The sequence below is a fragment of the Eubacterium sp. AF16-48 genome, assembly GCF_003479405.1.
GTDB lineage: Bacteria > Bacillota > Clostridia > Lachnospirales > Lachnospiraceae > Eubacterium_G > Eubacterium_G segne.
The window spans coordinates 136,896-157,606 of the sequence record NZ_QUHB01000004.1 but is presented as its reverse complement, the minus strand read 5'-3'; the positions used below and the strand labels follow the sequence as shown (position 1 = coordinate 157,606).

The 20,711-nt window shown below is 35.0% G+C and carries 31 protein-coding genes; all 31 read right to left on the bottom strand.

Going from position 1 to position 20,711, the window contains the following annotated elements; translation table 11 throughout:
• Positions 1 to 16 precede the first annotated feature (16 nt).
• A complete protein-coding gene (locus DWW68_RS06525) occupies positions 17 to 3,358 on the bottom strand; it encodes a hypothetical protein (RefSeq protein ID WP_118590357.1) in 3,342 nt (1,113 codons plus the stop codon).
• A complete protein-coding gene (locus DWW68_RS06520; RefSeq protein WP_118590354.1) occupies positions 3,348 to 3,908 on the bottom strand; it encodes a Gp15 family bacteriophage protein in 561 nt (186 codons plus the stop codon). The genes DWW68_RS06525 and DWW68_RS06520 overlap by 11 nt, the downstream gene beginning before the upstream one ends.
• Positions 3,905 to 4,315: a hypothetical protein gene (locus DWW68_RS06515; protein ID WP_118590351.1), complete on the bottom strand. Its 411-nt coding sequence runs from the start codon at positions 4,313 to 4,315 to the stop codon at positions 3,905 to 3,907. The genes DWW68_RS06520 and DWW68_RS06515 overlap by 4 nt, the downstream gene beginning before the upstream one ends.
• 62 nt (positions 4,316 to 4,377) lie before the next feature.
• Positions 4,378 to 4,887: a hypothetical protein gene (locus tag DWW68_RS06510; RefSeq protein ID WP_118590348.1), complete on the bottom strand. Its 510-nt coding sequence runs from the start codon at positions 4,885 to 4,887 to the stop codon at positions 4,378 to 4,380.
• 1 nt (position 4,888) lies between these two features.
• A complete protein-coding gene (locus DWW68_RS06505; protein ID WP_118590345.1) occupies positions 4,889 to 5,338 on the bottom strand; it encodes a hypothetical protein in 450 nt (149 codons plus the stop codon).
• The gene (locus tag DWW68_RS06500) at positions 5,335 to 5,790 is read right to left on the bottom strand and encodes a minor capsid protein (RefSeq protein ID WP_118590342.1); all 456 of its coding nucleotides are present in this window, start codon (positions 5,788 to 5,790) and stop codon (positions 5,335 to 5,337) included. The genes DWW68_RS06505 and DWW68_RS06500 overlap by 4 nt, the downstream gene beginning before the upstream one ends.
• Positions 5,791 to 6,141 carry a hypothetical protein gene (locus tag DWW68_RS06495; protein WP_118590339.1) on the bottom strand — a complete coding sequence of 117 codons (351 nt, stop codon included), beginning with the start codon at positions 6,139 to 6,141 and terminating at the stop codon, positions 5,791 to 5,793.
• Position 6,142: 1 nt separating this feature from the next.
• Positions 6,143 to 6,514, bottom strand: a complete 372-nt coding sequence (locus DWW68_RS06490; RefSeq protein ID WP_118590336.1) for a hypothetical protein — start codon at positions 6,512 to 6,514, stop codon at positions 6,143 to 6,145.
• A 13-nt stretch (positions 6,515 to 6,527) separates the two neighbouring features.
• Entirely contained in the window at positions 6,528 to 7,721 is a 1,194-nt protein-coding gene (locus DWW68_RS06485) for a phage major capsid protein (protein WP_118590333.1), read from the bottom strand.
• A gap of 17 nt (positions 7,722 to 7,738) precedes the next feature.
• On the bottom strand, positions 7,739 to 8,281 hold the full coding sequence (locus DWW68_RS06480) for a phage scaffolding protein (RefSeq protein WP_118590330.1): 543 nt from the start codon (positions 8,279 to 8,281) through the stop codon (positions 7,739 to 7,741).
• Positions 8,282 to 8,562: 281 nt separating this feature from the next.
• Positions 8,563 to 8,883, bottom strand: coding sequence for a YjcQ family protein (locus tag DWW68_RS06475; RefSeq protein ID WP_118590327.1), 321 nt, complete (start codon positions 8,881 to 8,883; stop codon positions 8,563 to 8,565).
• 52 nt (positions 8,884 to 8,935) lie between these two features.
• On the bottom strand, positions 8,936 to 9,121 hold the full coding sequence (locus tag DWW68_RS06470) for a hypothetical protein (protein ID WP_118590324.1): 186 nt from the start codon (positions 9,119 to 9,121) through the stop codon (positions 8,936 to 8,938).
• Positions 9,122 to 9,127: 6 nt separating this feature from the next.
• On the bottom strand, positions 9,128 to 10,990 hold the full coding sequence (locus tag DWW68_RS06465) for a phage minor capsid protein (RefSeq protein ID WP_158576819.1): 1,863 nt from the start codon (positions 10,988 to 10,990) through the stop codon (positions 9,128 to 9,130).
• A complete protein-coding gene (locus DWW68_RS06460) occupies positions 10,990 to 12,372 on the bottom strand; it encodes a phage portal protein (protein ID WP_118590318.1) in 1,383 nt (460 codons plus the stop codon). Before DWW68_RS06460 ends, DWW68_RS06465 begins: the two co-directional genes overlap by 1 nt.
• 11 nt (positions 12,373 to 12,383) lie before the next feature.
• Positions 12,384 to 13,643, bottom strand: a complete 1,260-nt coding sequence (locus DWW68_RS06455; protein WP_347497921.1) for a PBSX family phage terminase large subunit — start codon at positions 13,641 to 13,643, stop codon at positions 12,384 to 12,386.
• The gene (locus DWW68_RS06450; protein WP_243053116.1) at positions 13,624 to 14,430 is read right to left on the bottom strand and encodes a terminase small subunit; all 807 of its coding nucleotides are present in this window, start codon (positions 14,428 to 14,430) and stop codon (positions 13,624 to 13,626) included. Before DWW68_RS06450 ends, DWW68_RS06455 begins: the two co-directional genes overlap by 20 nt.
• 80 nt (positions 14,431 to 14,510) lie before the next feature.
• A complete protein-coding gene (locus DWW68_RS06445; RefSeq protein WP_118590312.1) occupies positions 14,511 to 14,960 on the bottom strand; it encodes a hypothetical protein in 450 nt (149 codons plus the stop codon).
• A 3-nt stretch (positions 14,961 to 14,963) separates the two neighbouring features.
• Complete coding sequence (locus DWW68_RS06440; RefSeq protein WP_118590309.1) at positions 14,964 to 15,893, bottom strand: hypothetical protein; 930 nt, start codon at positions 15,891 to 15,893, stop codon at positions 14,964 to 14,966.
• A gap of 191 nt (positions 15,894 to 16,084) precedes the next feature.
• Positions 16,085 to 16,525, bottom strand: a complete 441-nt coding sequence (locus DWW68_RS06435; protein ID WP_118590306.1) for a hypothetical protein — start codon at positions 16,523 to 16,525, stop codon at positions 16,085 to 16,087.
• An 82-nt stretch (positions 16,526 to 16,607) separates the two neighbouring features.
• Positions 16,608 to 16,991, bottom strand: a complete 384-nt coding sequence (locus DWW68_RS06430) for a hypothetical protein (RefSeq protein ID WP_118590303.1) — start codon at positions 16,989 to 16,991, stop codon at positions 16,608 to 16,610.
• Positions 16,992 to 17,148: 157 nt separating this feature from the next.
• Complete coding sequence (locus DWW68_RS06425) at positions 17,149 to 17,628, bottom strand: hypothetical protein (protein WP_118590300.1); 480 nt, start codon at positions 17,626 to 17,628, stop codon at positions 17,149 to 17,151.
• Positions 17,603 to 17,914 (bottom strand): hypothetical protein, encoded by a 312-nt coding sequence (locus DWW68_RS06420; protein ID WP_118590297.1) that lies wholly within the window; start codon positions 17,912 to 17,914, stop codon positions 17,603 to 17,605. The genes DWW68_RS06425 and DWW68_RS06420 overlap by 26 nt, the downstream gene beginning before the upstream one ends.
• Complete coding sequence (locus tag DWW68_RS06415; RefSeq protein ID WP_118590294.1) at positions 17,892 to 18,200, bottom strand: hypothetical protein; 309 nt, start codon at positions 18,198 to 18,200, stop codon at positions 17,892 to 17,894. The genes DWW68_RS06420 and DWW68_RS06415 overlap by 23 nt, the downstream gene beginning before the upstream one ends.
• Before the next feature lie 6 nt (positions 18,201 to 18,206).
• Positions 18,207 to 18,395 carry a hypothetical protein gene (locus DWW68_RS06410; RefSeq protein WP_118590291.1) on the bottom strand — a complete coding sequence of 63 codons (189 nt, stop codon included), beginning with the start codon at positions 18,393 to 18,395 and terminating at the stop codon, positions 18,207 to 18,209.
• On the bottom strand, positions 18,388 to 18,759 hold the full coding sequence (locus tag DWW68_RS06405; protein WP_118590288.1) for a hypothetical protein: 372 nt from the start codon (positions 18,757 to 18,759) through the stop codon (positions 18,388 to 18,390). The genes DWW68_RS06410 and DWW68_RS06405 overlap by 8 nt, the downstream gene beginning before the upstream one ends.
• The gene (locus DWW68_RS06400) at positions 18,752 to 19,051 is read right to left on the bottom strand and encodes a hypothetical protein (protein WP_118590285.1); all 300 of its coding nucleotides are present in this window, start codon (positions 19,049 to 19,051) and stop codon (positions 18,752 to 18,754) included. The genes DWW68_RS06405 and DWW68_RS06400 overlap by 8 nt, the downstream gene beginning before the upstream one ends.
• The gene (locus DWW68_RS06395) at positions 19,041 to 19,358 is read right to left on the bottom strand and encodes a DUF551 domain-containing protein (RefSeq protein ID WP_118590282.1); all 318 of its coding nucleotides are present in this window, start codon (positions 19,356 to 19,358) and stop codon (positions 19,041 to 19,043) included. The genes DWW68_RS06400 and DWW68_RS06395 overlap by 11 nt, the downstream gene beginning before the upstream one ends.
• A 4-nt stretch (positions 19,359 to 19,362) precedes the next feature.
• On the bottom strand, positions 19,363 to 19,539 hold the full coding sequence (locus tag DWW68_RS13330) for a hypothetical protein (protein ID WP_158576818.1): 177 nt from the start codon (positions 19,537 to 19,539) through the stop codon (positions 19,363 to 19,365).
• Between the two features lie 42 nt (positions 19,540 to 19,581).
• Entirely contained in the window at positions 19,582 to 19,791 is a 210-nt protein-coding gene (locus DWW68_RS06390) for a hypothetical protein (RefSeq protein WP_118590279.1), read from the bottom strand.
• Complete coding sequence (locus DWW68_RS06385; RefSeq protein WP_243053115.1) at positions 19,784 to 20,191, bottom strand: RusA family crossover junction endodeoxyribonuclease; 408 nt, start codon at positions 20,189 to 20,191, stop codon at positions 19,784 to 19,786. Before DWW68_RS06385 ends, DWW68_RS06390 begins: the two co-directional genes overlap by 8 nt.
• Positions 20,181 to 20,405 carry a hypothetical protein gene (locus tag DWW68_RS06380; RefSeq protein WP_118590276.1) on the bottom strand — a complete coding sequence of 75 codons (225 nt, stop codon included), beginning with the start codon at positions 20,403 to 20,405 and terminating at the stop codon, positions 20,181 to 20,183. The genes DWW68_RS06385 and DWW68_RS06380 overlap by 11 nt, the downstream gene beginning before the upstream one ends.
• Positions 20,406 to 20,711 lie beyond the last annotated feature (306 nt).

Genomic DNA, 20,711 nt, shown 5'->3' with positions numbered 1-20,711 from the left:
TCACCTCTTCCTATCCTTATGCAAATGCTGTATTGCCTGTTCTGTTCTTATATTTTTTGGCTTCAGTCTTAACCAGATTAAATACTCCGTCTGCATCACCCTCCAAATACACATTTACAACAATGTTGTCATCACTTCCACCTAATGTACCTCCATTTTCACTTTGCACATCTCTTAATGCCTGCTTAATTGTTTCAAGAGGTGCCTCAATGTTTGTTCCTTTTTTCTGGTCTCCAAGCACTGCCATAAATGGTGCCCTAGGTGGGATTACTGCTCCACGGGCAAGTTTCGGAATGGTAGGTGGTTCTGATGGCATTTTAAAATGCCAGTCTTTTCCAAAAATGTCTCCCAATGCTCCTGCAACATTTCCAATTGAATCCACAATGCCTTTTACAGCCGCATAAATTCCTTTCCATAATAAATTAATTCCATCAATAATAAGATTTATAGGTGTTTTAACTATGGTATAGAATGTGTCCCATACTCCTTTAAATATTTTCTTCACTCCATTCCATGCCTTTCTCCAGTCACCTGTAAATACTCCGGTGATAAAATCAATTAATCCACTGAAAATATTCTTAATGCCTCCAATTATTCCGGTGAAAAAGCCTTTAATGGTTGAAAACACCGATATAATTGCGTCTAATGCATTTTTAAATATTGTTCTAAAATACGTTACAACCGGTTCAAACACAATCTTTATTGCCGACCAAATAACTTTAAAAAATGTAACGGCCATGCTCCACACTGATTTTATTGCATTCCATGCCCCTACAAAGAAACCTTTTATGGCTGACCATGCAGTCTTTGCAGCCGACTGAATCACTTTCCATAATCCAATCCAAAAATTTCTGAACCACTCACACTTATTCCAGAGTAAAACAAATGCTGCTATTAATGCCGTTATTGCAATAATTATAAGTGATATCGGATTCATGCTCATTACAAGATTTAATGCTGTCTGTGCTGCATTTAAAAGCCATGTTCCTGCCGTCTGTGCTGCCATTGCTGCGGTCTGCAACCCTCTCTGAACAATATCCTTTAGCAATAATGCATAAACTGCTAACGTTTCTGCCTTATCTGCAACCCACGCAGCCACATTTTTCCAAATAGCTGCCGTATTTAATATTAAATTTTTTGTCATGTCAACAATATTTGAAATAAACTTTGTCAGCTTAATTCCGCTAATAGTTGCCCCCAAGCCTATAAATGCTGCTTCTATCGGGTCTAACCCATCATCAGTCAATCCCTCCAGGGAGCCTTTTACCAAACCAAAAGCACTTTTTACTGCATCTGATATAATACCAAACAAATCCTTAATAATTTTATTCCAATCTATATTTGAGAGGAACTGTCCGACATCTTTACCAATTGCTTCCCAATCTATCTGTTGCAGGAATGTGCTGATTTCATTAAATATCCCTATTATTGCCTTTCCTACAGTTTGTCCTGCTTTGCTCCAATCAATTGATGAAAAGAAGTTATTTATTGTAGTAGCTATTCCGCTTGCGAAACTTCCCCAATTGTATGTTGTGACAAATCCATATGCCATATCTATTGCCCCCTGTACAGCTGAACCAATAGTGTTGCCTAACAATGTCCAGTTAAAGTTAGCAATAAAAGAGTTAATAGATGTACCTATAAACGTTCCAAATTTGTTAAAATCAAACGTAGTTAAAAATGTATATGCAAATGTAAGTCCGGTATTTAATGCCTGTGCCACCGTATTCCCTAACGTATCAGCCAAATCCATTACACTAAAAAAACCATTTAACGTTCTTGCAAGCTTTGAGGCAATATCCTGGGCACTTTTTTGAATATCCGCCCACTTTATGCTTTTTAGTGCACTGTTTAATTTGTTTGCTACATAGGTACCTACCCCTTCCCAGTCACCGGAATTAATCAGTTTTTTAATATCATCAACCCATCCTGTGCCTACTTCTTTTGTGTCAAATACAGGTGCACCTGCTGCGGAACTGTCTTCATCACTACTATCCTGCTGCATTATGTTTAATTCATCATATGATGCGACCTGATCCTTCTTAGCCTTGGCATTTTTCTTTGTTGCTTTCGTGTTTCCGTCTGTAGCTTTTGTGCTGTCATATAACTGTTTTGCCAATGCACTACTTTGTGCTATTGTCTTGCCAAATACTGCCGACATAACATTTGCCATATAATTAGAGAAAGTAACCAGCGCTGAAAGAACGGCTTTTATTCCTGGTAACACAAATGCATATAATGGTGCAAATGCTGTAAGAAGATTTCCTTTTATCTGTGACAATGATTTTGCCATGTCATCATCAGATGTTATTACACTCTGAAAAGCTGACCTTAATGTTCTTAAAGCCTTTGTAAGCATTGAAAATACAAACACTTTTTTAACCATTCCACCAAGTTTTTTGCCAAGTTTATCTACTTTACCTGATACACCTGATATTAACTTTGGCACAGGGTTAATTTTCTTTGCCAAAGTATTGCCCATTGTTCCGGCATTTTTTGTAGCCCCAAACATTTTTCCATTTAATTTTTGGGTTGCATTTGACATTTTGTTTACCAGAGATGTTGCCTTGCCTGTTGATTTGCCTGCACTTTCTTCTTTCTGTGACAATTCAGCCATTTTCTGTTGTAGAATTTCCACCTTGTTTGCTGCATTGGTTACATTGTTTTGTAATGTTTCCATTTTTCCTGTGTCGTCTGACCCAAGAGTAAAAGCCTTTCCATTGTTCTTAAGAGATTCCATTGAGCTTTCCGTACGTTTTAAAGCTTCATCCACCTTATCAACGTCCTTGCCCATTCTTATAAATTCAACATCAAATTCTGAACCTCCTGCATCTTTAAATCTTTCCTGTTCATCCAACAATGCCAACAATTTTGTTTTTAATTTTTCTGCCTGTGCTTCCAAGCTGGCATACTGACTTGTTGGAATCTCCTGATTTGCAAATTCGTTAAGTTTCTTTTTCGCATTATCTAATTCAAGCTCTGCTTTACGCAGTTGTTCATTAAGAGACATCATCTTACTTGACATTCCATCAGTAGCTGTTGATGCCGTAGCTGATGCCGACTGGGACATCTTAGCCATATCATCCTTAGCTTTGGCATTCTGTTTTGTAGCTTCTGTGTCCCTTTTAACAGCAGATGTTTCTTTATCAATTTCTGCTGTTGATTCTGACGTATCTATTGTAAACAGCTTTTCCATGTATCCGCTCAATGTTTTCAAAACTCCTTTTAAGCCTTTTGTTGATGAACTCATGGACTTTATAGTGTTTTCAAAATCAGTTTCGTCTATTTTTGTATCAAAATTTAAATATCCATCTGCCATTTTTTTACCCAAAACTAAAGAGGATACTCTATATACCAAGCATCCTCTTTAACTCTTCTCTTTCCTTTATTTCTTCTTTGGTGTACCTGATTTTCAAATCCACCATATCCTTATTTTTTTTATAAAATTCCATTTCGTTCACTTCAAGCTTTTTACCGTTTTGCCGTTTTGCACGTATATTCACAACCTCACTGAAAAGGCTTTCACCTATTGCCGTGTAATATCCCATAAAAGTCCACCAATGCACATATTCCAATGCTCTGACCTCCATCCCTGCCACCTTATTAATCGCCGAAAACACTAATGCTTCATCCTGTTCCCAGTCCATAAGCTTAGGTGTGTCATTTTTCTTGTCTTCCATTCCTAAAGTCAAAAAATCTATGGCTTTTGCATATGCCTCCTCATAATTATCTTCATTCATATTTTGAAAATTCTCATAAAGAATTGTTAGGCATACCATATATTTTTCCTGTGGTGACAACTCTTCGTCGTTGAATGCTGAAAAAATCACAAGAATGTCTCTGAAATCCGTTCTTATTGGTTCATCCGTCCCATCAACTTCTATTGATTTTGGCAGGACACCTATCATTTAACGTACCTCTTAGTATATTTTCCCATTCTCTTTTCTGATTCAGCGACTTCCTTTTTCACTTCTGATTCTACTATTGGGATAACTGCATTTATTACACGCATAAATAAAAATTCACCACCTACAAGTGCAAGGGGTGATTGATGATTGAATATAATATCATGAACGTCTGAATTAAAAATCTTATCCATTTTTTCATAAACTGTTTCTTCTGCCTCTTTTAAAACTCCGGCAAATGTATCTTCAGTGCTTTCCTTCAGCTTTTTCTCTAAATCACTAAAATCTGATAATGTATCCTGCATTCTGGTTACAATGCCAAAATCCTTCGGATTGAATCTTACTACTCTGTTTTCATCACCATTAACACAAAACTCCTTATATCCTTCATCAAAACTAATACTCTGCATTTACGTTTCTCCTCTCATATTGCAAAGGGGAATTTATATCCCCTCTGCGTTTTTATTTTTATTTATTTGCCGGTCTGTGATGCCGTACTTGAAGCTGCCTTAAAAGTAGGTACCTTATTAGCCAAAGTAACTGTTCCTTCCACTCTGTTGCCGGCAAAAGCAACATTGAACGGAATGTTAATTCCTCCCTGTGATCCACCGTATGACTGTGGTTTTACAATCACATCCTCTGTCCATGCCTTATGTGTTGCCTCTGAATCACCTTCAATTAAAACTTCAAGAATCTGTGTCTTACAGTCATCTCCTGTAAGTCTGTTCATTGCAATGTTTCTAAGGTTCTCATAAATTGCATCATCAGGATTTGCATAATACGGATCTGCATCCATACTTGGCTCATATCCATTATCATTAACTGATGTTTCATCAAGAATGTTCTTGACAGTGCTGGTGTCAGGATTTAATTCAACTGACATATCCTCAATGTCCTTACCAAGTAAGAACCACTTCGGTGTTCCTGTTCCACCAAATGTTGCATCTATGAAGTGCAACAGATAACTTCTTTTTAACTTCATTTTACTCCTCACTTTCTAAAGTATATGTTGCATATATCTGTATCTGATACATGCAGCCATCATTAATGTCTCCTGTTGGTATCTGAAATAACATGGCATTGGCACACTCAATTGACTTTAAAAAGCCTTTTCTCTTTTTATTATCAATAACAGCTTCTATCTCATATTCATTCTCACATATTAATTCCAACCAGTATGACAGTTCCAATAAAAAAGTGCTGTTTGCTAATCTGTCATAGTCATTAAATGCCTGATTAATAGCATACAGCACAAAATTATGCTTCCTTGTCTGATTTCCAAGTATGTCTTCCTTTATCTTTGTATCTCCCGTTGAAGATAAACCAAAGTCAGAGGGTTCATTTCTTGTAAAATCAATGTGTATTTTGTTAGTAAACTCCTTCATTTTCGGATAATTAGTTAATAACTCTTTTACAAGTTCAATTATATTCAATTAGAACTCCTTCCCATTGCTATAGCAATAGCACCCTTTAAAATATCGTCCTTATGGTCTGCTTTCATTCTCTCAAACCACAGCTTGCCTGCTAACGGATGTCTCTCTGTTGAATAAGTAAGAGGTCTACCTGTCGGTTGCTTTTTGGGTGGTGACCAATATCCCACAATTATTCCATTTTCCTTTTTGGGAATATTAGGACCGTAAACCTCGCCATAATACAAGTATCTTGCATATGGTGAATTGTATTCTATTTTGCCACTTCCAATAACAGTACCGGCTATTGCTGATTGTATCATTGCTCCTGTATCCATTGGTGTATACGGAACCATTAGCCTTAATACTTCACTGTCTATAAATTGCTGAATCGGACCGCCAACAGCAAAAAGCTTTCTCTTTTCCTCCATTGCCTTGTAAAAGTCCTTATCATTTAACCTGATTTCATTCTTCACCTAATCACATCCTAACTCGTAATGCCACATTCTTTTGCTTCCAAAAAGACATGGTTCAACAGATGATACAGTATAAACCTTACAGTTATTTCTTAATTGTCTGTAGCTGTCTGATTTTGCCTTTTCTGACGTATTATCAATCTTTAACGAACATTTGCCTATTACAATCAAATCCCCGTTCTGAAATGGCAATTCTTTTAGTGTTGGCACAGCCACAAACAATGCATGAGAGGCTTTCTCACCATCTTTTGAGTTTTTGGAGTTATCCTGCTTTTCAAAGTAAGCTTTATATGTTTTACTTCTGTATCCAACCAACTTTTCAAAATGAGTTATTACTCCATTTGTCAACATATTAATACCCCCTGTACAATAAGCCACTGTTAGCAAGCCATTTAAATATAACTTTCTTTTTATTGCTTTCATATCTTTGGCTAATATTTTCGGAAGATTCATATGTAACGGAATAATTTTTTATCTTCTCACTTGATATATTTGAGGGATTTTCATTCTTTCTCTCCTGATAATCAGAAATAATCTCTACCAATTCACAACAGCAGTTCTGTATCTCCTCGCCATATTCCGTCATTTTCTTTAAGCGGTTAAATGTATACATGTCAATAAGGCTCTGTGCTTCAAGAAGAAGTTTACGGAACCCGGTGGAATCTACCACCGGTGCTCCTCCACAGTATTCATTTGCATAATAGTCATATGATGTGTACCACACTTTCACCACTTCCTTACTGTGCAATCATTGTTACTGCCTGTGTAACTGCTTCTTTTGCGACAGTAACGGTTCCTGTTACCTTAACCTTATCCTTGCAGGTTACTGAATATGGATATGTACCCGGTCTAAGGTTAAACACAGCTTCTCCGGATGCATTTGTTTTAATGTTTGAACCATTAACATTTACTCTTGCACCTGAAATAGCAGCCGGTGATTTTGAATTATCATCCTTAACAGTAAACGTTACAGTCTGTGTTGTAACAGCTGTTGCCGGTTCAAGATAAGCAAAAGGACATCCAACTCTGTCCTCATCCATACGTGTTGCAGGATTTGGAAGTGCCCAACCTATTCTAAATACTACTCTAAGGGCAATCATATCCTGCTGTGCAAGGTTATACACTATTTCCTTGTTTATTGGATCCTGAATAACACCTTCTGTTAAAATCTTTGTTGTAATATCCTGTCTAATTGAATAAACAGCCTGAGAGAAATCTCCTGCTACTAACTGTGCAATGGACTTGTTAAATGCTCCATTAACAGGAAACTGCATTGGTGTTCCATCAAGAGCATATGATGTTGCGTCCTGCATTGACTTAACAAAGATAGGCTGTCCTGTACTATCCTTGATTCCTCTTAATTTTGCCTTCATGTTAGTAGATGCAATAACACCACTTACTGAATAGCCGTCATCCTCAACCTTTGCAAATACTCCGTCCTCACAAAGAATCTTGTCATAATAATTTGGATTTGAACCAAGTGAAACGTTGTTGCCTGCCTGTCTTGCTAATGTAATAATATCATTCTGCCATTCTGCCGGCCTGTTTTCACCAAAGATAATAGCACTATCAACTCTCTGGCCAATAGCTTCAATTACTCTTGGTGTAACCTCTCCCATAATGTCAAATTCTGAATCATCAAGAACTGCTTCCGGAATAGGTACAATTACTGCAAGTTCTGCTGCTGTCAACCATACATTATCCCAAGCCTGCTTTGAAGTCTGCTTCATTCCTGTGTCACCGTTTACCCAATATGCTGTAGGTAAAAAGTCTAATACTCTGATACGTGTCTGTTTAGATGTCATGTTAGGTAATTTCTTCGCCATAGCCATAAATGATGATGACTTTGGTACATCCTGAGCAATAGCATCTACAATCTGTTCACGGATAAGTGCTTCCGCATTTTCTCTGTTAATAATATTTACTGACATTTTTTATCTCCTTTTCTTTAATCTCTTGCAAATAAGCTTCTAAATGCTTCATTTGCTCTTGCTTTTTTGTCATCAGGATCAGTTCCACCCTGCATTGGTCCCGGTGTTGAACTAACTACATAAGGTACTTTTTTGTTGGATTCAAACAAATAGCTCTGTTCCTTAACTATTCCGTCAAATGCTGCCCTTATGTCCTTGTCCTGATTCTTGCTTGATTTGAGAGCCTCAACATCAAGAAATGGCATTACTGCCTTAATGTCTCTGGCCTTGTATTCGCTAGCAATACCCTTTACCAGGTCATTAAAATCTCTGTCTGCTATCTTCTTCTCATAATCAGCTTTGTTTGTTGCAATCTCATTTGTAAGGTCTGTAATTTTACCTTTAAGTTCTGCAACATCTACTCCCTCAAAACCCTTAAGTTTCTCCTGAGTTTCATTTAGCTGCGTTTTCAAGGCCTCAGTATCTCCCTTGGCTCTTTCGATATCAGCTCCGTTTTCAGCCATGATTTTTTCAATAGCTTCCTTTTCAATTCCTAAATCCTCTAAGAATTTTCTTTTCATTTTTACATCCTTTCCGTTACGCTTTTTACGTGGTTGCGTCACATACATTTGATATTCTGAACATTTTTACGTCTTATTCAGGACCATATAAAAAGACAGCTTTTCGACTGCCTGATTTACTTTATTATTTGTTTTTTCTTCCGGTTAGTGTAAGCAACAAAACCGTGACACATATAATCAATGTAATCTGTACTGATGTTACCATGATGTACCTCCTTTTGTTGTTTTTAGGGTATAAAAAAAGAACCTATCTCTAAGTCCTTAATTAATAATTATTAAATTTATAATCCCGGTGTTATCTCCTTAATGCCTTTGGCTGCATTATAGATTTTTCTCATTATTGAATTTTCCTGCAAGTATTCTAAACCTTTTAAGGTAATTCTCATATTGTCATACTCAACAATGGTTTCTCCTGTTATGCTTGTGCCAACTCTTACACCTTTGATATAACCAACATCAGCCATCATCTCTATGTAACGTGACCAACGTTCCTTTGATACTCCAATTGCTTTATGGTCAATTACTGATATGTCAAATTCAGGCAAATCCATTGCTTTTTCCAATGTTGACAGAATCTTGTATACTGCTTTGAAATTATCCATATTGTCTCCTTTTGAAACTAAAAATACCACCCAGCCTTTTGCTTGGTGGTATCTAGGAATTTAGGCTTTCTGCGAAATCCCATTGTTCTTTCCTTAAACGCCTGTATTCCTCTAACTTTTCAGATGTTCCCTCTGGTGAGCCTTCAATAACTTCATAGCCTTTTTCATTAGAAAAACACAGATATTGTTCTATTTCACTCCATATTCTTTCCATCTCTGGTGTTTTTGGTAATATCATATAGAATCACTCTCCTAATAACTGCTTAACTCTGTATTCCGTATACACTTCATCATACTTTCCTTCATCAAAGTTGTCCGAAGCATAATTACTTATGTTATTAACATTGTAACCTTTCTCAATAAGTTTATCAATCTTTTTCTTTGATTTATGCCTAATCCAATAAAGATATTCACTGCTATCAATTATTTCACCATGTCCTATTCTATAAGATTGTGCATCCATCCAATGTATGTATTCATGCACATATGTACTTAATACATTTTTAGGGCTTGCAGCATCTTTTTGTAATTCCAGCAGTTTTAATCTGTTACCTACTGCTCTATCAACATAAAGTTCATTTTTAACCGGATTATATGATGCCAAGGCTCCTGTTTGCATTTCTGAACTATTTATAATTAAAACTCTTGGCAAATTATCCTGATCTGCTATGTTTAATTTTTGTAATGATTCAGTTATACTCAAATCAATTGTATGCAGCTCTTTAGGTTTAAGTCTGACATTATTAGAAACATATATATTGTTTTCCGCAGTTAAAATTTTATAAGTTGATATATTAACTCTGCCTCTATCTACCTCAAAAACATTATTCTTATCTAAATTTACCGGTTTAAATAATTGCTCCCCAGAACTATCCTTTTTTATTTTTGTATTTCCAATATTCTTCAGTCCATCAACATTAACTCTGTCTCTATGCTCCCGCAATCCCATTTTTTTACTGAAATCACTATATTTTTGCGATACTGTCTGGTATCTGCACCGTGCAGCTATTACTTCATCCGAATCGTCTGCTAATCCTGATTCTTTTAATAACTTAATATCCTGACGGTATTTTCTCATCAATGTTTCAAGCCTGCGTTGATATTGAGTAGCTTCATACTTGTTATATTCCTTGCCATTGTACTCTTTTTTCTCGTTTTCCTGCCTGTTTAATTCTTCCAATTGTTCATCCGTGTATGTTCTAACTGAAATGCCGGGAATGAACGGATAAAATGTATGTCGGCAGTTTGCTCCACAAAGTCCATCCACCTCACCGTAACCTGTTTCCTTAATAAATGACTTATAAAGAACTCCGTCTTTCTGTTTTTCAGCGTTCGGATTATCCTTGTCCCAGTAAAATACTCTTCCCTGCCATACCTGATGAGTAGGCCTTGCGGTTGAATGCCAACTTACTTCAACAAATTTTGTATCCAGTTTTTTTGCATTATCCTCACTTATTTTACTTGTTACCTGATTTAATCCTGTAAGAACCGCTCTTCTTGCTGCAACATCTATTCTTGTGGATATTCCTGAATCATAATTGATACTTCTCACTCCGCTTTTCGTCATTTCATCAGTTACTTTTCTAATTATGGAATTATAATCAAAAGTTCCATTTAATGTATGCATTACAGCATTATCCATTGTTTTCTTAAAGTAATCATCAACTGTCTGAAACTGTTTCTTTCCGTTTGGTTGCTGAATGGAAAATCCCATTGTCTTTGTAATGTTTTTTAATTCATTTGTTGTCTGTTTCTTAGTTGCAGTTATTAGCTGTTGCAAAGTCACATTATCATCAAATGAGATAAAATCCTGACCTACAGCTTCATATAAAGTTTTATCCCTTAAATATCCCTCTTTCAAGGTATCCGAATAAAGCACCTCTATTTCACTATCTGTCATATTTAAAGCTTCTTTAATGTGCTTTTTTATCTCACTTTTTGATTTTCCCATACCATACAGTCTGCTTAACTCCCAATCTGCAGTCCTTGTTATTTCCCCGGTTTCAATTATTCGTCTTAATATATCCGACATTATTTCATTTTCTAATGCTGTATATATATTCTCGATATTTTTCGGAAAAAGTTCCAATTCATCTGATTTGTACACTATTCATCATCTCCTGTTGTGCCTTCCTGCTGACCGGCTATTTTTTGCTTTGCCACCTCTTCTGTCTCTCCATACCATTTCATTCTGTATTCAACCAATGACATTGCACCCATTGCCACATCTGCTCTATCTGTAGAACGTGCTTTTTCTGAGTCCACAACAATGCTGTCGTCCCATTCAAATGAAGTATTAATTTTCCCTTCAGGAGCTAATCCATATATGCTTACCCAGAAGTCCATAGCGACTATTAAACCATTTAAAGCATTCTGCAACGCAAGTTGTGTGTCTGAAACCATTGAATAAGAGCGTTGCTTGCTTGTTTTTATTTCTTCTGCTGTCTTATCCACATTATTTGGATCTGAAAGCGTTCCATAAGCCAAATTACAATCAAATTCTACACGCTTTAGTTGATTGTTAAATCCATTGTAAAAACTCTGGTCTCTTATGTCAGGAGAATATACGTCAAGCAATGGTTTATCTGTTGCCCCTGAACTGTATTCTACTTCTCTATATAATCTGTCTTTTCCACCTGGATACTCAAATTTGCCTGTAGACTTATTAAGTTTTAATAAACTTTCTGCAATATGTATTGCTGTTTCCTTTGAAACGAACTCCCAATCAATCTGTGAATATCTTTCATCTGCCAATTTTATTGAATCAATTGCCTTGGAATACACAGAAACCCCAATTGGTGATGTGGAATCTACTGTGTTTGCCAAAGGTACTTTAAAAAAGCCAAATGGTAACTTGCTTACATTCTTGAACTTGACTTCATTCTCCAGCATCTTCCACTTATCAACTGCTGTAATTTCAACCTGTGTTCCCAATATTTCAGGATTTGAACTTACAAAAGCCATATTTTCAATTGTTAAAGTATCATCTTCTATAATGTCTCTTTCTAGCCTTGTATAAATTTTCTTGTTTTTTCTAAACTGCTCTGTAAAAATGCAGTCTGTTATGTTTCCTGAATCATCAAATGATATAGGGAAAAAGCAGTCAGCTTGTATGTACTGAACTGCTAAACCATTTGCAGTTACGTATGGTTTAAATATTAAGCTACCTTTAGCACATCCATATTCCACATACTTTTTTAAGCTTTCTAAAGCCTTTGCATAATATTTTTCTATGTAGTCTGCTCTTTCACTTCCGGTACACTCACTCTTAAGCTCAAGAGTAACTAATCTTGCTATTTCCTGTGCTATACTTGCAGGAAGATTACAATTTTCATCATTCTTTTTTAACCAGGGTGATTTACCCTCATACATTGCACTCCATAATTCAATGTATCCTGCCATTGCTGTAAGATAGGATAAATCAACCGGTGTTTGGGAATTTTTATTTAATACCTTTCCTATTTGCGAAACCATATTTGAAAATCTCATACCTTACACCTCTATTCATATCTGATAAATCTACTAATATCTCTTTCAAATGTATATTCAAAGGCATCTAGTGAATCAATGTCACTTGTGCCATCATCTAATCGTTCATCTTCTGTTAAATTCTTCGGATTCCATAATGCTCCACATAAAGCATTTTCCAATGACCTGCAATGCTGTCCCATGTATTTTAATCTGCCCTGTCCCATCATTCTCTGAACAAATCTTATTCTGTCATTAATTGGTATCTTCATTGCATTTTCTATTCTTAACCAGCCTAATCCATTCTTTCTTGCTGTACTTCTTAAGCCTGCTATTAATGTCTGCTCTGCACTATCACAATACACGTGTGTAATAAATCCATACAGATTTAAAACCTTTAAGCAAAAGTCAACAAATAACTTTCCAAGCTTTTCCGGGTCTATATCATTCTGTGAACAGTCCACCCATTCGGATACCAATGGCACAATGTTCATGTACCCCCTTGTATAACCTGTGGCACAAAACGCATGTCCCGAACCACTTCCACCAAAGTCAACACCTATGTTGATTTCCATTATGTTCAATGGTTTTTCATAAATCTTAAATGGATTAGGTATCTGTGCCTGTGCATCATTAAACAACTTATATACTGCCCCTTCTGCTGCAACCCACAAACCTCTTATGTATCTGTCATAATAAACAGTGCCTTTATATTCATTACACAGATTTTCAACAAATTCCTTTGGTAGAAAAGGATTATCAAATATTGTGTATTGCTGACAATATATATCTGCATCAGAATCCAGAAACTTCTTAAACCAATGATTTGGATTATCCGGGTTACATGCACCATCAAAGCAGCTGTAAGGCTTATCCATACGTGACTTTAATAATTCAAATACTTCTTTGTTCCACTCTGCAACTTCATCACCATAAACATATTTTAGTGACGAACCTCTAAGCTTTGATACCTGACTTATTTTTTCAGCACCCAGGCAATAAGCATAATCTCCAAATATGCTTACAATGTTATTTGAGCCTATGTCTCCAATAATGTTCGGCCCATATATTTCTCTCATTGGTTGCAGAACGTTTCTTTCAATAGTTCCTTTGGAAACTCCTATGATTGCATTCAGTCCATCTTTGCCTATTCTTTCTCTAACTCTTGATGGAATAGTATACAGGTTATCCATATATGACTTCCCTGAACGTGTTGCTCCGGTCTTTATGTTGTATCGGTGATATGCGTTCCTAACAAACTCCATCTGTTTATCACTTAGAACCATCAACATCACCTGCCTGCTTCTTAATTTGCATTAACAATTCATCAACTTTGGATAGTTCTCCCTGATTTGTTCTACCTGTAGCTCTATCTACCTGAACATTTAATAAATCTATTCTGGCTCTTTGTTCCGGTGTTGCCATATCCATATGATCCGATAACCAGTCTAATGCTTTCATTCTGTCTAATAACTTTACTGATACACTTTCTGTTTTCCCATGGGACATTTTAATTTCGCTTATAAGCGTTCCATCCACTTCCTGAGAATTTTTTAATGTTCCAAAGTTTATGCCTTCTCCACTTCCAAAATCCAAATATTCACTAATATCTGCAAAAGCAATATCCATATATTTTTGAAAAATGTCCTCTTCTGATAACATTTCCCTGTTTAATCTGTTTTGTTTTAATTCAGTAATACATTTTCTTATCTTTTCCTTTTGCAACAACCTGCAACCTGAAACTGCTGCAACATTATATTTAACACCATAGGCTTTCATATATGCTTTGGTTGCATTGAAACACCGGATATAATAGATACAAAATAGTCTCTGTTCATCTGTTAAATTATCACTGTCAACTACCTGCTCCACCTCTTCAAAAGAGGTATTATTTTGTATGCATACTTTTTTCTTTTTTGTACGCGTACTTTTTTGCCCTTTTCGGTTCCAGTTGTATCTTGTCTTCCAAGATTTTACAGTGCTAATTGATACACTATATTTTTCTGCTATTTCTTTATATTTCAGACCATTCATATAGTCTGTTTCTGCCTGTTCATATTTTTTTAATTCATTGCTCACAACACCACCTCTCTCATTTCAAATTTTTACGCATCAAAAAAGACACCTTTAAGGTGTCTTTCAACTTTGCCAATTAATCTTCAGTTATTTTCTTTAAAAATTATTTTAAACATAAAAAACAACGCAATTCCTAAACTTGTAATTGTCGTTACAATTAGTATCTTAAACAATATATAAATCTCATCATTCCATATTCCCCCATAAATCAAAATAATAGATACAATAACTGCAATAAACAAGTATATGCAACAAAAGGCATACGAGAATAAAACCGTTGAGTAGTGCTTTGTATCAATTAACATTTTAACATATCTATTTTCATGAATGGTTAATAAAATTGATAATGCTGTAATCACAAATCCTAACATCACGCCCCATATATCGAGCATCATTTTACAATTATCAATACCTTCTTTTAACCCTATCTTGTTCTTTGGTATTAACATACTCACACTTACTAAAGCAACTACAATTGGTGTTAAACTTATCAAAAGCTTATCCATAATATGGATGCATCTAGACTTGCTCATAATTTATTCCACCTTTTCACAATTTTCTGATACTACCAACTCAAAATATGAACTTATATTTTCATACATATTTTTTGAATCAATAGATCGATTCTTTTCCTTAACAAATGTTACTTTATTTACAAATTTGTCTGATAGTAAATCAATATTTTCTGATATTTTATCTTGACTAACTCTAAATTTTTCTATATCTTCTCTATCTTTTTTTAATATTTCTTCTAATAAACCATACGACATAGGTAAATTAAATCCCTTATATCCATTCTTTTTTGTTTTCCTCTTTCGCAATATAATTTCATATGTCTCAACTTCATCAAATTTTTCCTTCACAGCAAATATAGATGTCCTTTCCATTAATTTATTGTGAAGTATAGAATTATTCCTTATTGTAATATCAAACAAACTATAGTCTTTTTTTGTATTCAATTTCAAATATGCATCCATATTCAATATATTTGATAGTTGCATATATTCTATTAAATTAGATTGTTCCATAAAATATTGAGGTATTGCTGATGATCTGGCTCCATTAAAATTATATTCAATTCCAAATACTCCATACTCCTTAAAATATACACCATGCGTTATTTCTGCTATATTCTGATTTTTATCTATATAGTTCGTTAAACTCTCTAACTTTCCATCCTTTTCTACGAACGGTATAATATCCCTTCTACTTAAAACAATCCTAAAATCAATCCTATTTTCTGAATCATTATCGATAATCATAAACAATTTATTTCCTGATTTTACTTTTATCATAATGTCATCATCGTTATCTAATTGCATTTTTTTAATTTGCGAAAAAACACTGCTTATTATACTACCTGCCTTATTATTTGAACGTTGCAAATTTCCTTTTGAATCTCTATGGTACATTATTGCATCATAATAATATATACTTCTAGATACTGTACTCTTTTCCTTTGCCATTTTGAATCCCTCCCCAGTATTTTCTTTCATCATATCCCATAAGCTGACAAAATACAACAAAAAAGAACAGCCAAAAGACCGTTCCTTCATGAAAAAAATATAAAATACTAGGGGGAAACCATCAAGACGAAACAAAAATGTCATCTATCAAATTATCACAATACTATTTTAGCACGGGTCAATGTGACATTCTATGACAACTTTAATATTTCCTCGATTTCAACCAAGGCTAATCCATGCAGCCTTAGAACATGCCTATATGAAATGTTCATTTCCAATGCTATCTCTTCCCATTTCTTCATCAGGCAGTAGCGTTTGTACAGAATGTGCTCATATTCGTCGTTTCTAAGCATATGTATAGTCTCCATAACCTTTGAACGTATTCTCACAAATTCCCTTACCTTTTCATCCAGTTCACGTACTTTTTCGTCTATCTCGCACACGGTATTAGCCATTTTATCCTGTGAAACACTGCTTAAAACCTTTTCATCACAATTCAATGCACTAATTCCCACTGCAAGCTCCTTAAGCCTTTTTATTTCATCCTGAAGGTCTCTTATCTGCATTTCCATATGTCTAACCTGCCCCAGGTACTCCTTTGCTGTTATTTTCTTATCTTCCAACCTCTTCAATCCTTTCTCTTATTTTTCTGCATAAAAAAACCAACCACCGAATACTGGTAGTTGGTTGCGTATTTATCAGTTATAATGATTATTAAAATGTTATTGTGTCAAGGAGAACAGGCTTGCATGGATATTTTTGTTTTATAGAACGAAATTTACACTTTGGACAAGTATTATATATTATTCCCATGTTATCATCTTCTTCATGTACTCTAATCTTCTTGCCTAAATCGTCATAACAATTTGTACAATAAGGTCCTTCGTTTCCAAAATAATACGCCCCATCTTTGAAAACCTTTTCCATATTTTCATCCTGCTTTTGTTTTAATATCCTCAATTCTTCTTTGAGTTGCATATTTTCCAAACTTAACTCATATATTTCTTTACTAACCTCTTCAAGTTTTTGATACAACTCATGGTTCCCTGCATCAGATACTGTCTTTGTTATGCTTTTAATATTTTCTATTAATGACATATTTCCCCCTCTTTCGCAATTAATACCTAGATTATACCATCCAAACTACCAATATTCAATTGTCAATGTACCTTTCTTCTTAATCTCTGCCCTTAGACTTAATTAAGATCCATAAGACCATAACCCAAGCTATAAGCAGTATGTTTATTGCTCTCATCTAATCACCTTCCTTCACAATTTCATAAATAATATCGTTATGATAATTACCGTCTTTATCCTTAATGGCATCTCTTAATATATGCTTCTTACCATTATATTTCTTGATAAAATTATCATATCCTCTACAAGCTGGATTGCCACTAATAGCTCTCCATTCAACTCTATGTAATGTATTTACTAATTCTTCTAACTTATCAAATGTATCTCTTGCAACAGTAAGATTTCCTCTATCGAATGAAAATAGTCCGAAGTTGTATGCTCTTGACGCGTAGTAATCTATTGAATAACCTAAATATCCAATTAGTTTTTCATTTTCATCTACTATTGCATACTGAAACCTACCTTCATCCGGACATTCAATTATATTAGGAATCCAGTTCTCTAAACAGCCAGTCACATACATCATGTCGGTTGTGTATAGATATTTCTGAAATTCCTTTGTAATTTGCTCTTTATATAAAATTGCGGGTACTAACATCTTCTTCACCTGCCTTTTCCACTATTTCCCGACATTCTATGTATATCCCTATTTTGCTTGCCATTTTATCAGCCATATTAAACAATCCATTTTCTATAAAAAGTTTTTGCTTATCGTCTAATTCCTGTATTTTATTATTGATTTCGTATACAACCTTATCCACGTCATAGGCTGTTGGCTGTGCATCAATAAGCATTTTTCCTGCTTGTCTTGTATCTTCTGCAAACTTACTTGCTCCCACAAATACTTCATTAAAGTCTATTTTATCTGCATCTATTAATCTCATTCTGTTCACTCTCCTTTTTCCTGAAAAATTCATAAAAAGATTTTGGCTCAACAATTAACCTCTTTTCCTTTCCACATTTTGTACATATGAATTCTGCTTCCTCGCCCGCCCAAATTGAATGTAATGCATAAACATGGGGTCTGCATAAGCATTTAATTCTTGTTTTGTTTGCTCTATAATCTTTTATCTCGTTTTTGATATTAATTACTATCTGCTCAATTATACAAAGTACAACAACTATTCCAATGCCTGTAAATAATCCAATTAATAGCCTAAGAATATTCATTCCTAATCACCTCACTAACTCCTCTAACTTAACCCTAAATCCGTCAAATCTACGTTCTTTAATGTAAGTTGCTGTATCAAAAAACATTAGGCTTTCCGTTTCGTTATCAAATCCCATAGACACCTCATTCTGTGTCAATGAGCCTTTTAGCAGATTTAGAATTAGGTTAATTTCTTTTTTTACTTCCTCATTCATCTTCCTGCTCCTCCTTACATTCTTCTAAAAGGTCTAACACTCTTTCAATACTTATTTCTACTTGTTCCATTCTCAATGAAGTACATTGACCTACTGCATACTCCTCCAGCTTCTCTTTAAATAACTTCACATCTACAACTTCTACTTCTTCCTTTGGAACTAAGATAAAGTACTCATCCCTAAATCTAATCACTGTCTGTAAACAATAGGAACTAAACCCTATATTATAATAGTTATTACCTGGTATATGATATTTTAAGCTATAATAAGGCTCTTCGACACTGCCAGTGACTATTATTCCTAACTCATCTACTTTAATTTTATCCGGTTTCTTAGATATAGCATTTTCTAAATTATCACTCATCCTCTTCTCCTTTCAGTTCCTCTTTCAACTTATCCAATTCATTCCAAATATCTTTAATTGCACTGTTGTAATGTTTGTATTTTTTCTGATGTAAATTATAAAATTTCTCTTCATTTATCTTGTACATTGCTTCTGTAATGTTCATGATATTAGCAAACATATCATCTATTGCTTTTCTATATGCCTTATCGCAACATTCTTCTGCTAAATAATAATCTACATAATCATCACCAAGCACGTCTTGAGCTTCACTCCATAATTCACGTTTTAATTCTTTTAATCTATCTTCCATCTTCCTGCTCCTCTCTGTATGGCTCTGGTAGTGGCATCCAGGCATCTATAACCTCTGCCACATATTCATTTATTCCTTCAAATATTCCGGCTGATTTATACTTCAATTCCGTTACAAGTCCGTGCTTAAAACAAGCTATAACCCTTGTTCCGTCTTCAGGCAGTCTTTCACTGCACGGAATCCATCCGTTGTTTTTTGTTTCTTTTTCCATTGCCCTAATTGAATCAATCAGTTCTCTTTTTTCGTTTTGTGGCAGGAGTGATGCCATGACCACTCCCACTGTTTTATTGAAATATTCTTCTTTCATTTATTTATTCCTCGCTTTCTTCTGCTGTTAGCCAATCAAATGTACATTGTCTACAATTTCTATTCATATTGCCTTCACAGACCTCTCGTCTATTGAATGCCATATCATACTCTGCTGGACACATTAATGTTACTGCTAATTCTTCATCTGTCATCTTTCTGATTCTTTCACCATTTGTCATTCTCTCACTCCTTAACATTTCTTAACATTTTTATCTCTTAGTCTATTTTTCGTATATGTATTCCATTATTGCTGTTGCAATTGTCCTAACCAATGATTTCTCATGTTCTTCTGGATACGCTCTACAAATGCCATTCAACTCTCTTACCATTTCTTCACATACTGCATCATCAGATATATCCCTATCTTTGTATTCTGACACCGCATGCCAAACAAATAGCATAATGTTGTAAACTGTTATAAATTTATTCATTTTGCACCTCCTGTATCAGGATATATATTCCCGGAAGGTCTGCCCAAAACTTTTCAACGTGTTCTGATACCACCAAACAATCATCTTCCCAAAAATTCAAACTAGTCATGCAGTCTTTTAACATTTTCTGTAAATTATCGGTATCAGGCTTTGTTGTTCTGTACTCACCGTTTTTATGACTACCTTTGGGAAATAACCACTTAACAACCAACATTACTCCTCTGTTAAATTTTTTATCCGGAACATTTTTTGCCAGATATGCCATCAGCTTACTCTTAGCTTCTTTTAGTTCCTGTGGTTCATAAAAAACAGGCTTACCATTAACCACTGCAACTTTATGTTCCTGATAAGTTTTAGTCGGTGGAACCATTGGCATAAAAAACTCACATTTATTTGCCATAGTCCGCACCCTCCCATTTTCCCGTGCTGCTATTGTACTTGATATATTTTTTATTAATTGCCATGTCAAAAACTTTTTGCCTTACTTCAGGAATGTTAATAAGCCATTCGCACACGTCACTGTTCATCACATCAAAATCACCGGTTCTGTTTTTATGTCTTAGTGGTGGCATTACCTTTGCCGTTTTCAAAAATGTGTAGTCCAAACTTCTCACTCTACTCAACTCCTTTTTGTCAATGTCAGGGGAAGGAGTTGTTGTGCGAAAGCTAACGCACAACTACTTTCCCCATTGACGAGGGAAATTTTTCTCGCGTATTACGTAGTAATATATATTTCCCTAGGGAAATTCTCGGGAATTTACCGACTTTTTCCCTCTGAGGGAAATTCTCGGGAATTTACCGACTTTTTCCCTCTGAGGGAAATTCTCGGGAATTTACCGACTTTTTCCCTCTGAGGGAAATTCTCGGTGTTTATCGACTTTTTCCCTCCAAAAGGTCAGGGAAATTCTCGGGAAATTTCT

Excerpts from the sequence above, each read along its gene's own strand:
- DWW68_RS06520 (WP_118590354.1), bottom strand. The coding sequence starts at position 3,908 with ATGATAGGTGTCCTGCCAAAATCAATAGAAGTTGATGGGACGGATGAA.
- DWW68_RS06515 (WP_118590351.1), bottom strand. The coding sequence starts at position 4,315 with ATGCAGAGTATTAGTTTTGATGAAGGATATAAGGAGTTTTGTGTTAAT.
- DWW68_RS06510 (WP_118590348.1), bottom strand. The coding sequence starts at position 4,887 with ATGAAGTTAAAAAGAAGTTATCTGTTGCACTTCATAGATGCAACATTT.
- DWW68_RS06495 (WP_118590339.1), bottom strand. The coding sequence starts at position 6,141 with ATGTTGACAAATGGAGTAATAACTCATTTTGAAAAGTTGGTTGGATAC.
- DWW68_RS06485 (WP_118590333.1), bottom strand. The coding sequence starts at position 7,721 with ATGTCAGTAAATATTATTAACAGAGAAAATGCGGAAGCACTTATCCGT.
- DWW68_RS06480 (WP_118590330.1), bottom strand. The coding sequence starts at position 8,281 with ATGAAAAGAAAATTCTTAGAGGATTTAGGAATTGAAAAGGAAGCTATT.
- DWW68_RS06475 (WP_118590327.1), bottom strand. The coding sequence starts at position 8,883 with ATGGATAATTTCAAAGCAGTATACAAGATTCTGTCAACATTGGAAAAA.
- DWW68_RS06470 (WP_118590324.1), bottom strand. The coding sequence starts at position 9,121 with ATGATATTACCAAAAACACCAGAGATGGAAAGAATATGGAGTGAAATA.
- DWW68_RS06460 (WP_118590318.1), bottom strand. The coding sequence starts at position 12,372 with ATGAGATTTTCAAATATGGTTTCGCAAATAGGAAAGGTATTAAATAAA.
- DWW68_RS06455 (WP_347497921.1), bottom strand. The coding sequence starts at position 13,643 with ATGTTGATGGTTCTAAGTGATAAACAGATGGAGTTTGTTAGGAACGCA.
- DWW68_RS06445 (WP_118590312.1), bottom strand. The coding sequence starts at position 14,960 with ATGAGCAAGTCTAGATGCATCCATATTATGGATAAGCTTTTGATAAGT.
- DWW68_RS06440 (WP_118590309.1), bottom strand. The coding sequence starts at position 15,893 with ATGGCAAAGGAAAAGAGTACAGTATCTAGAAGTATATATTATTATGAT.
- DWW68_RS06430 (WP_118590303.1), bottom strand. The coding sequence starts at position 16,991 with ATGTCATTAATAGAAAATATTAAAAGCATAACAAAGACAGTATCTGAT.
- DWW68_RS06425 (WP_118590300.1), bottom strand. The coding sequence starts at position 17,628 with ATGTTAGTACCCGCAATTTTATATAAAGAGCAAATTACAAAGGAATTT.
- DWW68_RS06420 (WP_118590297.1), bottom strand. The coding sequence starts at position 17,914 with ATGAGATTAATAGATGCAGATAAAATAGACTTTAATGAAGTATTTGTG.
- DWW68_RS06415 (WP_118590294.1), bottom strand. The coding sequence starts at position 18,200 with ATGAATATTCTTAGGCTATTAATTGGATTATTTACAGGCATTGGAATA.
- DWW68_RS06410 (WP_118590291.1), bottom strand. The coding sequence starts at position 18,395 with ATGAATGAGGAAGTAAAAAAAGAAATTAACCTAATTCTAAATCTGCTA.
- DWW68_RS06405 (WP_118590288.1), bottom strand. The coding sequence starts at position 18,759 with ATGAGTGATAATTTAGAAAATGCTATATCTAAGAAACCGGATAAAATT.
- DWW68_RS06400 (WP_118590285.1), bottom strand. The coding sequence starts at position 19,051 with ATGGAAGATAGATTAAAAGAATTAAAACGTGAATTATGGAGTGAAGCT.
- DWW68_RS06395 (WP_118590282.1), bottom strand. The coding sequence starts at position 19,358 with ATGAAAGAAGAATATTTCAATAAAACAGTGGGAGTGGTCATGGCATCA.
- DWW68_RS13330 (WP_158576818.1), bottom strand. The coding sequence starts at position 19,539 with ATGACAAATGGTGAAAGAATCAGAAAGATGACAGATGAAGAATTAGCA.
- DWW68_RS06390 (WP_118590279.1), bottom strand. The coding sequence starts at position 19,791 with ATGAATAAATTTATAACAGTTTACAACATTATGCTATTTGTTTGGCAT.
- DWW68_RS06385 (WP_243053115.1), bottom strand. The coding sequence starts at position 20,191 with ATGGCAAATAAATGTGAGTTTTTTATGCCAATGGTTCCACCGACTAAA.